The sequence below is a fragment of the Streptomyces xantholiticus genome (assembly GCF_014651015.1).
Lineage (GTDB): Bacteria > Actinomycetota > Actinomycetes > Streptomycetales > Streptomycetaceae > Streptomyces > Streptomyces xantholiticus.
The window spans coordinates 464,331-477,066 of sequence record NZ_BMWB01000001.1 but is presented as its reverse complement, the minus strand read 5'-3'; the positions used below and the strand labels follow the sequence as shown (position 1 = coordinate 477,066).

Below are 12,736 nucleotides of genomic sequence, written 5' to 3'. Positions count from 1 at the left end.
ACGAGGACCCGTCGCCCTATCTCGCAGGCTCCCGCACCGCTGCGTTGTGCCGGGCGTGCGAGAGGAACGCGCGGGCGGCGCGGCTGAGCGGGCGGCGCGGGTGCACGATGTCGACGGCACGCAGCAACGGCGGTGTGAACGATCGGACTTCCACGCGACTGCCGAAGGCCCGTAAGACCATGTCCCGGTACCAGATCAGCGAGCCACGACCGTCGGCGACGCTGGTCACCCACGCCGGCCGCTCGTCCGACTCGACCACCGCGACGGGCCGTACACCGAGCCGGCCGAACATCGCGTCGAGCTCCGCGCGAGGGCCGGTACCGGGCGTCGGCAGCACCATCCGCAGACCGTCGAGCATGCGGAACGGAACCGGATCGGGCAGCCCCGAGCCGGGGGGCGAGATCAGGACGATCTCCCGGTCCTGCAGATGGTGCGTGAACAGTTCTTTGTCGACCGGCAGATCGACCAGCGCCAGCTCCGCCGCGCCGTCGCTCAGGGCCCGCACGAGCGCCTCGCGGCTGTCGTGCTGGAGCAGGCGTACGTCGATGGCGGGATGGCGCTCGGCGAAGGAGGGCACCAGGTCGGCGGCGAGATCCAGTGAGAGGGTCGGCGTCGCGGCGACCGCCAGCGAGGCGCGCGAGCAGCCCGCATGCGCCGGACGGATGTCCTCGATCGCCTCCACGGCGTCAAGGACGGTGCGGGCCAGCCGCACGACACGAGCGCCTTCCGGCGTGAGCGTCGCGCCCGAGGTCGTGCGTTCGAGGAGCTCCACCCCCAAGTCGCGTTCGAGCGACTGGATGGACCGGGAGAGCGCGGGCTGGGCGACGTAGACCGAGTACGCCGCGGCCGTGATGGATCGGCAGTCCGCGACGGCGACGAGGTAACGCAGCTGCTGAAGTGTGGGGGTCATGTGTGGACGGTAGCCCTGGGGTGTTGCAGGTGTAAGAGCGCGAGTGGGAACAAACTCCGGTCAATACGGGGGAGTTGAGGGTGGTTCCGCAGGCGACGTGCCATACCTCTGTGGCATGGCCGGCGGCTGAGCGTTGACTCTGGCGGCCGACCGCCGCAGGATTCAACGGCATCGGGTTACCGCCCGGTACCGGGTTGACGAACAGGAGCCCGTACCTCCTGGGACCCGTCGCGGTGCGCCTGTCATGCCTGCGTATCCGCGGTGCCGTGCCACCGGTATTCCATGGACATGAGGCACATGCGCCACGCTCGCTCCCCCGCCCGGCCCTGCTCGGAACCCAAGGAGAGCCCGTGATCCCTCACCCCACCCTCCGGCACGCCGTACGGGATCTCGTCGTCGTGGTGAGCCCGTTCGAGGAGCCCGACGCGCGGATGGTCGCGGCCGCGGAACGTGCCGGCGCGCTGGGCATGCTCGACCTCGGCAGGGATCGTGAACGGGCGCGGGCCGCGATGGACTCACTGCGGGGACGGGGGTACGGCGTACGAATACCGGCCGGATGCCTCGTCGCACCGGACGAACTGCCCGACACAGTGGACACCGTCCTGCTCGCCGCAGAGCACTGGCGCACCGGAACGACAGAATGGGGGGCGCGCACGGCCACGCGCAGGGTGTGGGCCGAGGTCGTCGACATCGCCGAGGCCCGTGCCGCCGTCACCGCCGGAGCGTCCGGACTCGTCGCCAAAGGACACGAGGCGGGCGGCCGCGTCGGCGAACTGACCACCTTTGTCCTGCTCCAACGGCTCCTTGCCGACCCGGAGTTGACCGTGCCGATCCATGCGGCAGGGGGCATCGGAATGCACACGGCCGCCGCAGCCGTCGCGGGCGGGGCCGCCGGCGTCGTACTCGACACCCAGCTCGCGCTCACCACCGAAGGCGTGAACGGACTACCCGCCGACGTCGAGGCCGCCATCCGGGCCATGGACGGCAGCGAAACCACTGTCGTCGGGGGCCACCGCATCTACACCCGCCCCGATCTGGCACCCGTTCACGGCGACGTCGCCGAACAGCTCGGCGCCCGCGGTCTGCGCACGCAGCCGCTGCCCGTCGGCCAGGACGGAGCCGCCGCCGCCCGGCTCGCCGCGCGCCACCGCACCACCGGCTCCGTCGTACAGGCGGTGCGAGCGGCCATCACCGACCACCTCGAAGCGGCCGTACTGGCCCGTCCGCTCCAGCCTCGCCCCGGCGAAGGCCATCTGCCCGTCGCCCAAGGGCCCATGACCCGCGTCAGCGACCGGCCCGCCTTCGCCTGCGCCGTGGCGCAGTCGGGCGGGCTGCCCTTTGTCGCGCTGGCCGTGATGAACGGCTCCGACGTACGCGAACTGCTCACCGAGACCGCCGCACGCCTGGCCGGCCGTGACTGGGGCGTCGGCCTGCTCGGCTTCGCGCCCGACGAACTGCGCCGCGAACAGCTCGCCGCCGTCGCCGACGCCCGACCCCCGTACGCGATCATCGCCGGCGGCCGGCCCGCGCAGGCCGCCGAGCTGGAGGCCGCAGGCACCCGGACCTATCTGCATGTGCCCTCGCCAGGACTGCTGGAGCAGTTTCTCGCCGAAGGCGCGCGGCGGTTCGTCTTCGAAGGGCTGGAGTGCGGCGGCCACATCGGCCCGCGCGCCGCCTTCCCGCTCTGGGAGGAGCAGATCGACCGGCTGCTCGCGTGCCCGTACGCCGCCGAACTCGACGTGCTGTTCGCCGGCGGCATCCACGACGAGCGGTCCGCCGCGATGGCCATGACCGCCGCAGGCCCGCTGGCCGAGCGCGGAGCCCGGACCGGGGTCCTCATGGGCACCGCCTATCTGTTCACCGAGGATGCCGTCACCGCCGGAGCCGTCCTGCCCGGCTTCCAGCAGGAAGCCATCGGCTGCGAGGCCACCAGCCTGCTGCACACCTCCCCGGGCCATGCGACCCGGTGCGCCACCACGCCGTACGTCGACGCCTTCACCGCCACGGCGGAACGGCTGCGGCAGGACGGCGCGAGCCAGAGCGAGATCTGGGCCGAACTGGAGAAGCTCAACCTCGGACGGCTGCGGCTCGCCAGCAAGGGCCTGCGCCGCACCGAGACGGGACTCGTGCCGGTGGACGAGGCCGTGCAGCGCGATGAGGGCCTGTACATGCTCGGCCAGATCGCCACCGCACGCACCGCCGTCACCACCGTCGCCGAACTGCACACCAAGGTCACCGACGGCGCAACACGACTGCTCGAAGAGCGACTCGAGGAGCTGCGAGCGGGCGCGCCGACGTCCGGGCCCGAGGAACCGCTGGACATCGCCGTCGTCGGCATGGCCTGCCGCTATCCCGGTGCGGACGACCTCGCCGCGTACTGGTCCAACATCGTCGCCGGCACCGACTCCGTCACCGAAGTCCCGGCCGACCGCTGGGACCCCGAGATCCACTACGACCCCGACCCGGCACGCGCGGGAGAGCGCACCCCGTCTCGGTGGGGCGGTTTCCTGTCGGCCGCGCCGTTCGACGCGCTCGCACACGGCATCGCTCCCGCTTCACTCGGCAGCATCGAGCCGGTGCAGCTGCTCGCACTCGACGTAGCCGCCCGCGCACTCACCGACGCCGGATACGCGGGCCGGCGGCAGTTCGACCGCTCCCGCACCTCCGTCGTCTTCGGCGCCGAAGCGGGCACCGACCTCGCCGGGGCGTACGGCTTCCGCGCCCTGCACCCCGGCTATCTCGGCCGGCTGCCGCCCGAACTCGACGAGCAGTTACCCAAGCTGACCGAGGACTCCTTCCCCGGAGTCCTCGCGAACGTCATCGCCGGACGTGTCGCCAACCGACTCGACCTCGGCGGCGCCAACTGCACCATCGACGCCGCCTGCGCGTCCTCGCTCGCCGCACTCGACCTGGCCTGCAAGCAGCTGCGCGACCGGGACAGCGACATGGTGCTCTGCGGCGGCGCCGATGTGCACAACGGCATCAACGACTACCTGATGTTCGCCTCCGTACGAGCCCTGTCGCCCACCGGCCGCTGTCGGCCCTTCGACGCATCCGCCGACGGCATCGCACTCGGTGAAGGCGTCGCCTGCGTCGTACTCAAACGCCTCGCGGACGCCGAACGCGACGGTGACCGCATCTACGCCGTCGTCAAGGCCGTCGGCGCGTCCAGCGACGGACGATCCCTCGGCCTCACCGCGCCCCGGCCCGAAGGACAGCGACGGGCCCTGGAACGCGCCTACCGGCGCGCGGGAATCGCACCTGCCGAGATCGGCCTGGTGGAAGCACACGGCACCGGAACCGTCGTCGGCGACAGCACCGAACTGGCCGTCCTCACCGAGGTCTTCGCAGACTCCGGGACGGGTTCCTGCTCGCTCGGATCCGTGAAGTCGCAGCTCGGCCACACCAAATGCGCCGCGGGCCTGGCCGGGCTGATCAAGGCGGCACGGGCCGTGCACTCCGGCGTACGGCCGCCGACGCTGCATCTGGCCGGCCCCAACCCCGACTGGAGGCCCGACGTCAGCCCCTTCTGCTTCGACACCGAGGCCAGGCCGTGGACCGCGCCCCCGGGAAAGCGGTTCGCGGGCGTCAGCGCCTTCGGCTTCGGCGGCACCAACTACCACGCAGTGCTCTCGGGTCATGAGGACGGACCCTACGGCGGCGGTGAGCCCGAGCACGGGCTGGACGCCTGGCCCGCCGAGCTGTTCTGCTTCCGCGGAGCCGACCGGGACGCCGCGCTCGGCGCCATCGACCGCCTCGCCGCGCGCCTGGAGCAGAACGACGCGGCCGGTCGGCCCTGGCCCCTGCGCGACCTCGCCGCCGAGACCTCGCGCGGCGAAGGAGCCATCCGGATCGCGGTCGTCGCCACGGGCCTGGACGACCTGCCCGCGAAGCTGGACCGGGCCCGGACTCACGCCTGTGGCGAGGGCGTCTACGTGCACGACGCCGCGCCCGCTTCGGGCGGCCGGTCCGCCTTCCTCTTCCCCGGCCAGGGCAGCCAGCGCCCGGGCATGCTGAACGACCTGTTCATCGCCTTTCCCCACCTGCGCGGGCTGCTGTACGAGGCGGATCCACGCCTCGCGGCCGCGATGTTCCCGCCCGCCGCCTTCACCCCCGAGGAGCGCGCCGCCCAGCGCGCCGCCGTCACCGACACCCGCACCGCCCAGCCCGCCCTCGGCATCGCGGGCGCCGCCGCTCACCAGTTGCTCACCTCACTCGGCATACGTCCCGACTGCACTGCCGGCCACTCGTACGGCGAACTCGTCGCGCTCTGGGCGGCAGGCGCGTACGACACCGAGACGCTGCTGCGGCTCAGCGACCGGCGTGCCGATGCGATCCTCGCCGCGGCAGGCGACGACCCGGGAACGATGGCAGCCGTGTCCGCGGCGCCGAGCGAGCTGCCCGAACTGCCGCCCGGATGCGTCGTCGCCAACCACAACGCACCGGCGCAGAGCGTCATCTCCGGCCCGACCGCGGCGGTCGACGCCGCGATCGGAGCGCTGCGAGACGCGGGAATCAGGGCAGAACGCATTCCGGTCGCCTGCGCGTTCCACAGCGAGGTCGTCGCGGCGGCAGCGGATGCGCTGGCCTCCGAGCTGGCCGCTGCGTCCGTCACCGAGCCCGCCATCCCTGTGTGGTCCAACACGACCGCGAGCCCCTATCCGGTCGAGGCGGCGTCCCTGCGGGCGCTCCTTGCGCGTCAACTCGCCGAACCCGTGCGATTCGCCGAGCAGATCGAAGCGATGTACGCCTCGGGAGTGAGGACCTTTGTGGAGGCCGGCCCGGGCCGGGTGCTCACGGGCCTCGTCGGGCGCATTCTGGGCGACCGGCCGCACACCGCGGTGCCGATCGACGTCGTGGGCGAGCACGGCCTGGCCAGCCTGCTGAACGCACTGGGCGAACTCGTCGCCGCCGGGGTCCCGTTCGACCCGGAGCCCTTGTTCGCCGGCCGCGCCTCCGCCCTGCCTGCTGAGCCGCCCCGCCGAGCCGGATGGCTGGTCGACGGCCACCTCGTCCGCACGGCGGACGGCGTTCCGGTGGCGGGTGGACTGCTTCCGGCACGGCGGGTGACCCCGGTTCGTGCGGCGGCGGAGGCCGTGGACCGGCGGGAGGACGCAGTACTGGAGTACCTGCGTGGGGCACGGGAACTCGTGGCCGCGCAGCGGGACGTACTGCTGGGGTACTTGGGCGCTGAGGCAGCTCCGAGAGCTGTGCCGGAGCCGCTGCCGGAGCCGCAGGCGGTGCCTGCGCCAGTGCGGGTCGACTCCGATGAGCCCACGGCCGGTCATCGGCCTCTGACGCCCGATCAACTCCTCGACGCGGTCCTGGAAATCGTCCACGTCAGGACCGGCTACCCGAGGGAGATGCTCGACCCCACGCTGGATCTGGAGGCCGACCTCTCGGTCGACTCCATCAAGAGGGTGGAGATCATCGGCGCGCTGGCCGAACGGATCGGGCTGCCGCGGGGAGCGGACGGCCCGGCCGATTCGGCCGTCGAGGAACTGTCCCGGCTGAAGACGATCGGCGGGATCGTCGACTGGATCGTGACACGGGACGCGGCGGCGGAAGCCGTGTCGGCCGACGGGTCGGTGCGGGCCTCCGGGCCCCCGGCCCCCGAGGAAGTGGCGGCGGCCCCGGTGCCGCTGCCGGACAGGCTGCTCGTCGAGGTCGTCCCCGTCGGGCCGGCCAACACCCGCGACCCCGCCGACGTACTCCCCGGACTGCGGCTCGCCGTCGTCGACGACGGGCTCGGTGTCGCCGCCGCCCTCGCCGCCGTACTGGAGTCCCATGGCGCAGAGGTGCGCACGCTCCACCCGGACCGGCTCGCGGACGCTGCGGGAGCAGACGGCGTCGTGGACCTCAGCGCCCTGCGACCCGCCCCCGCGCCCGTGCTTCCGGAGAACTTCGCCGCGCTGCGCGACATTCTGACCGCAGGAACGCACCGGCTCCTGCTCGTCACCGGCCGCGGCGGCGACTTCGGCCGGACCGGCTCGTCCGACCCCGTCCCCGGCGCCGGACTGTACGGCTTCGCCCGCACCGCGGCGATCGAGCACCCCGGCACCGCGGTACGCGCCGTCGACGTCGACCCCAAGGACCGCCCCGTGCGGATCGCCGCCCATCTGATCGCCGAACTGTGCGCGCCCGAGGAGCCCTTGGTCATCGGCTACACCAACGGCACCCGCAACACCCTGCGGACCGTGTCCGCGCCCCTGCCGGTCACCGAAGCGATGCCACCGCTCCCGATCGGCCGTGACGCCGTCGTCCTCCTCACCGGGGGAGCCCGTGGCATCACCGCGCGTACGGCCCTCGCCCTCGCCAAGGCGACCGGCTGCCACATCGAAGTCGTCGGCCGCACCTCACGGCCCGAGGACGCCGAGGACCCGGCCGTCGGCCACGCCCACGACCGTGTATCCCTGCGTGCCGCCCTGTTCGGGAAAGGCCTGCGCACACCCGCCGAAATCGAGAACGAGGCGACCCGCATCCTCGCCGCGCGTGAGGTGCGGGCCACGCTCGCCGCCCTCAACAGCACAGCCGCCTCGGTGCGCTACCACGTCGCCGACGTGACCGACGCCGAAGCCGTACGCGCCGTCGTGCACGACATCCGTACGCGCCACGGCCGTCTCGACGGCATCGTGCACGGCGCCGGAACCATCGAGGACCGCCGGCTCGCCGACAAGGACCCGGCATCCTTCGCGCGGGTCTTCGCCACCAAGGTCGACGCCGCCCGCCACCTCGCCCACGCCGCCGCCGACCACGGCGAGGATCGGGCCCCCGCCTTCCTCGCTCTCTTCGGCAGCGTCGCCGGTGTCTTCGGCAACCGCGGCCAGGCCGACTACGCGGCCGCCAACGAAGCCTTGGACACGCTCGCCACCAACCCTGCCTGGTCACGCCGGTTCCCAGGCCGTGTGCTGAGTGTCGACTGGGGGCCGTGGGCAGCCGAGGCCGGCGGCATGGTCACACCCGAGCTGGAACGGATGTACGCGAGCCGCGGAATCCCGGTCCTTGATCCGGCAGCGGGGACCGCGGCGTTCCTCGCCGAACTCGCGCACGGCACCGAGGGGCAGGTCGTACTCATGGCGGGGGAGACCTCCCATGGCTGACGGCGGGCCACGCCCGACCGACGCCGCCATCGTCGGCATGGGCGCGGTCTTCCCCGGTGCCGGGGACCTGGCCGCCTACCGGCGCAATCTCTTCGCCGGCACCGACGCGATCAGCGATGTGCCGCCCGACCGCTGGGACCCTGAGGTCTACTACGACCCGGGCGCGTCAGAGGGCTTCGCCCGCAGCGACCACTTCTACTGCCGGCGCGGCGGATTCATCGACGACCTCACCGCGTTCGATCCGACCCGCTTCGGCATCATGCCCGCGGCCGTGGCGGGCGCGGAGCCCGATCAGCTCCTCGCGCTGCGCGTCATCGCCGAGGCCCTGGCCGACGCGGGAGGCGAGGAGCGGCTGCCCGCCGACCGTTCCCGCATCGGCGTGATCCTCGGCCGCGGCGGGTTCATGGGCGTCGCCACCGCCCGCCTGGACCAGCGCGTACGCACCGCCCATCAGCTCGCCGCGACCCTGCGTGAACTCGCACCCGAACTCGGCGACGAGCGGATCGCCGCCGTACGCGACGCCTTCCAGGCCGGACTCGGGCCCGAGCAGCCGGAGGCCTCGATCGGCCTCGTACCGAGCTTCACCGCGGCCAGGGCCGCCAACCGGCTCGACTTCCGGGGCCCCGCATACACACTCGACGCCGCCTGCGCGTCGTCGCTGATCGCCGTCGAGCAGGCGGTCGGTCTGCTGGCGAGCGGCAGTTGCGACGTGGTGGCCGCCGGAGCCGTGCACCACTGCCATATCGCTACGCTCTGGAGCGTTTTCACCCAGCTGCGGGCGCTGAGCCCGAGCCAGCACATCCGCCCGTTCGACCGCCGCGCCGACGGCACACTGTTGTCCGAGGGCACCGGAGTCGTACTCCTCAAACGCCTGGCCGATGCCGAGCGCGACGGCGACCGCGTCTACGCCGTCGTACGGGGAGTGGGCGTCGCGGGCGACGGCCGGGCCGCGAGCCTGATGAGCCCGCTGGTCGACGGCCAGGTCCGTGCTCTGCGGAAAGCCTGGTCGCAGGCCGGCCTCGACCCGACAGCGCCCGACGCGCTCGGTCTGCTCGAGGCGCACGGCACCGGAACGCCGGTCGGCGACGAGGCCGAACTCGCGACGCTCGGTGAGGTGTTCGGGCGGCGTACGCCGGGCGCCGAACCGGTGGCGATGGGCTCAGTGAAGTCGATGCTCGGCCACACCATGCAGGCGTCCGGGATGGCCGGGCTGATCAAGGCGGTACTCGCCCTGCACCACGGGACGCTGCCGCCGACCCTCCATCTGGAAGAGCCGCACGAGGGCTTTGCCGGGACACGGATGCGTCCGGTGACGGAGGCGGAGCCCTGGCGGCGTGGGAGCGGGCCGCGGCGGGCGGGGGTGAACGCGTTCGGGTTCGGCGGGATCAACGCGCATGTGGTGCTGGAGGAGGCACCGGGAGCAGTCGTCCCGGCCGGCCGTGTCCGACGGCCCGTGTCGGCCGATGTCACGCTGTTGGCCGCCGCGACTCCTGCCGAACTCGGCCGTCTGGTCGAGGCGCTGCCTGGAGAAGTCATGCCGTCGACGGCCGGACCCTGCCGCCTCGCCGTCCTCGGACTGACCCCCAAGCGCCAGGCGCTGGCCGCGGCGGTCGTGGCTCGTGGCAGGCCGTGGCGTGGTCGCGGCGGCGTCTGGTTCACCCCCAGCCCGCTGCTCGCGCACGACGGCCTGCTGGCGTTCGTCTTCCCGGGCCTGGAGCCGGACTTCGCGCCGTACGTCGCCGATGTCGCCGACCACTTCGGCCTGCCCCGGCCCGCCCTGACGGACGGCGGCACGCTGGTGGAGCGAGCGGTGGACGCCATCACCGTCGGCCGGTTCTTCGCCCGCGTCCTGCCCGAACTCGGCATAAACGCCGAACTGTTGGCGGGGCACAGCTTGGGCGAGTGGACCGCGATGGTGGTCGCCGGGATGTATCCACAGCGGGCCGTCGACACGTTCCTCGACTCGCTGCGGCCGGGCGACCTCGATGTTCCGGATCTGGTGTACGCGGCCGTCGGCTGCGGATCCCGGCAGGTGGCCGAGGTGTTGGAAGGCATGGACGGGGTGGCCGTCAGCCACGACAACTGCCCCCACCAGTCGGTGCTCTGCGGAGAGCCCCGCCCGGTGGGGGAAGCGCTGCGGCGGCTGGCCGGGCAGGGTGTGCTCACACAGGAGCTACCGTTCCGTTCGGGCTTTCACACGCCGATGTGGGCCCCGTACCTCGACCAGGTCCGCGCCGCGTTCGGCCGCCTGCCGCTGAGGCCCCCGACGGTGCCGGTCTGGTCGGCGACCACAGTCGCGCCGTACCCCGCCGACGAGCGCGAGGTACGGGATGTGGTGCTCCGCCACCTGCTGGAGCCGGTGCGTTTTCGGGAGCTGACGAACCGCCTGTACGCGGAGGGCGTGCGCGCCTTCGTCCAGCTGGGCCCGGGCAGCCTCCCGGGCTTCGTCTCGGACACCCTGCACGGCCACCCCCATCTGGCGGTCTCGGCGGGTGCGTCCCGGGCAGACACCGGCGTCGCCCAACTACGCGCGTTGGCGGCCGCGTTGTGGACGGAAGGCCGGGACGTTCACTGGGACGCTCTGGTCGAACGCGAGCCGGAATCCGTTGCCCTGATGAGCACCGAGCCGGTGGCGCCGACAGATGCAGCCGACTCCGCGATGCCCGCCGGCCCCGCGCCCCGCTCCGTCCCCCTCGATCTCGGCTCGCCCCTCATCCGCCTCGGTCCCGCCGCGCCTACGCTCCAACTGGCCGGACCGCCCACGACCGCCCGCACGCACCTCGCCGATCGGCCGCGACTGCAGTTGGCCCTCGACGCCGTGCTCGACGAGGCCGAGGAAGCGGCGCGCGCCGTCGCCGACGGCTGGCGTACCCCGCCGGCGTCCGTGGTCACCACCCGACGGCTGTCCCTCGACACCATGCCCTACGTCCGCGACCACTGCGTCTACCTCCAGCCCGACGCCTGGCCCGAGCCCTCCGACCGCTTCCCCGTCGTCCCCATGACCACCCTGCTCGACCTCGCCGCGGACGCCGCCCTCCAAGCGGTGCCGCAGACCACCGTGACCGGTTTCGACGACGTACGGGCTCTGCGCTGGCTGCCCGTCGCGCCCCCCGTCGACGCGGAGTTCACCGTCACTCCGGAGGCCGGCGGGCGTGTACGCGTGGAGATCGGCGGGTGCGCGAGCGTCACCGTCGTGCTCGGATCCCGCCACCCCTCCCCTCCCGCACCCGATCGTTCCGCACTGACCCGTGAAGGCCCGGCCCCCGTCAGCGCCGAGGCCCTCTACCGCGACCGGTGGATGTTCCACGGTCCCGGCTTCGCCGGTGTCCACGAGGTGTCCGCCGTCGCCGACGACGGCATCCGCGGGGTGCTGCGCGCCCTGCCCGCGCCCGGCGCGCTGCTCGACGCGGCCGGTCAACTCCTCGGCCACTGGATGCAGTTGCGGCTGCCGGTCGACCGGCTGGTGTTCCCCGCCTCGCTGGAGCGGGTCAGCCTGTACGGACCGGTGCCCCGCGACGGCTCGCTGATCCGCGCCACCGCCCGCATCCGCTCCGTGCGGCCGGACGCCGTACAGGGCGACGTGGAGCTCGTCCGCGCGGACGGCACCGTACTGGCCCGGCTGGACGGCTGGACGTACCGGCGCTTTGCCGCCGACGAGCGGGTGTGGCCGATGAAGTTCACGCCGGAGATCTGCGGCATCGGCGAGCCGCAGCCCGGCGGCTGGTGTCTGGCCCGGCGTCGCTGGACCGATCCCGCCTCGCAGGAGCTGGTGATGCGGCGCTATCTCGGTGCGGCCGAGCGGGCCGCGTACGAACAGCGCGCGCCGCGAGCCCGCGCGGCCTGGCTGCTCGGGCGGATCGCCGCGAAGGACGCCGTACGCCGGCTCCTCTGGGACCGTGGTGCCGGACCCCTGTTCCCCGTGGAGGTCACGGTCGGCAATGACGAGGCGGGCCGCCCGCACCCCGAGGGCCCGCTCACCGCCGGGCTGCGGATGTCGCTGGCCCACAAGGACCGCCTCGCGGTGGCGTATGCCCACCCCACCCACGCCGTCGGCATCGACATCGAGACCGTCACCGAGGACCCCGCCGCCCTGAGTCGTGTCGCGCTCACCGCCGACGAACGACGGCTCGCCGAACAGATCGCCGCCCGTGACGGGCACGGCGAGGCGCACGCGCTCACCACGCTCTGGTGCGCAAAGGAAGCCGCGGCCAAGGCGGAGGGCACCGGCCTGGGCGGACGCCTTCGGCAGTGGACCGTCACCGACACAACGGCCGGGCTCCGCGTGGTCTCTCCGGATGGCCGCGCCCATTGCGTACGAACCGAAACCGTGCACGACCTGTCCGGACCGGACACCGCACCCACCCCGCACGTCGTCGCCTGGACCGTACCTCCCACCCCCGACCCGGACGGAGCCCAGCCATGACAACCGACCCCACGGCGATGCGCATACTCGCCGAGATCACCGCCATGCTCGTGCAGACCGTCGGCGACGAGTTCCTCCTCGCGGAAGAAGTCACGTTCGACACCACCTTCAACGAGGACCTGGCGCTGGAGAGCATCGAGTTCGTCGCGCTCGCCGAACTGCTCCGGCAGCGGTACGGCGCCGCGGCGGACCTGATCTCCTTCCTGGCCGAGAAGGACATGGAGGAGATCCTGGCGCTGACGGTCGGCGACCTCGTGGCCCATATCTCCGGCACACCCGTGTCGGCTCCGGCCGCCTGAGCAC

The 12,736-nt window shown here is 72.9% G+C and carries 4 protein-coding genes; 3 read left to right on the top strand and 1 reads right to left on the bottom strand.

Features of this window, described 5'->3' with window-relative positions; translation table 11 throughout:
• Positions 1–16: 16 nt before the first annotated feature.
• The gene (locus tag IE198_RS02195; protein WP_189881994.1) at positions 17–910 is read right to left on the bottom strand and encodes a LysR family transcriptional regulator; all 894 of its coding nucleotides are present in this window, start codon (positions 908–910) and stop codon (positions 17–19) included.
• Positions 911–1,260: 350 nt separating this feature from the next.
• On the opposite strand from IE198_RS02195, the gene IE198_RS02190 reads away from it, so the two are divergent.
• The 3 genes from IE198_RS02190 to IE198_RS02180 are packed head-to-tail and all read left to right on the top strand — an operon-like array spanning position 1,261 to position 12,732.
• The gene (locus IE198_RS02190) at positions 1,261–8,010 is read left to right on the top strand and encodes an SDR family NAD(P)-dependent oxidoreductase (protein WP_373299739.1); all 6,750 of its coding nucleotides are present in this window, start codon (positions 1,261–1,263) and stop codon (positions 8,008–8,010) included.
• On the top strand, positions 8,003–12,433 hold the full coding sequence (locus tag IE198_RS02185) for a beta-ketoacyl synthase N-terminal-like domain-containing protein (RefSeq protein WP_189881992.1): 4,431 nt from the start codon (positions 8,003–8,005) through the stop codon (positions 12,431–12,433). Before IE198_RS02190 ends, IE198_RS02185 begins: the two co-directional genes overlap by 8 nt.
• The gene (locus IE198_RS02180; protein WP_189881990.1) at positions 12,430–12,732 is read left to right on the top strand and encodes an acyl carrier protein; all 303 of its coding nucleotides are present in this window, start codon (positions 12,430–12,432) and stop codon (positions 12,730–12,732) included. The genes IE198_RS02185 and IE198_RS02180 overlap by 4 nt, the downstream gene beginning before the upstream one ends.
• Positions 12,733–12,736: the final 4 nt, after the last annotated feature.

Coding starts and splice junctions, on each gene's coding strand:
- IE198_RS02195 (WP_189881994.1), bottom strand. CDS start 910: ATGACCCCCACACTTCAGCAGCTGCGTTACCTCGTCGCCGTCGCGGAC.
- IE198_RS02185 (WP_189881992.1), top strand. CDS start 8,003: ATGGCTGACGGCGGGCCACGCCCGACCGACGCCGCCATCGTCGGCATG.
- IE198_RS02180 (WP_189881990.1), top strand. CDS start 12,430: ATGACAACCGACCCCACGGCGATGCGCATACTCGCCGAGATCACCGCC.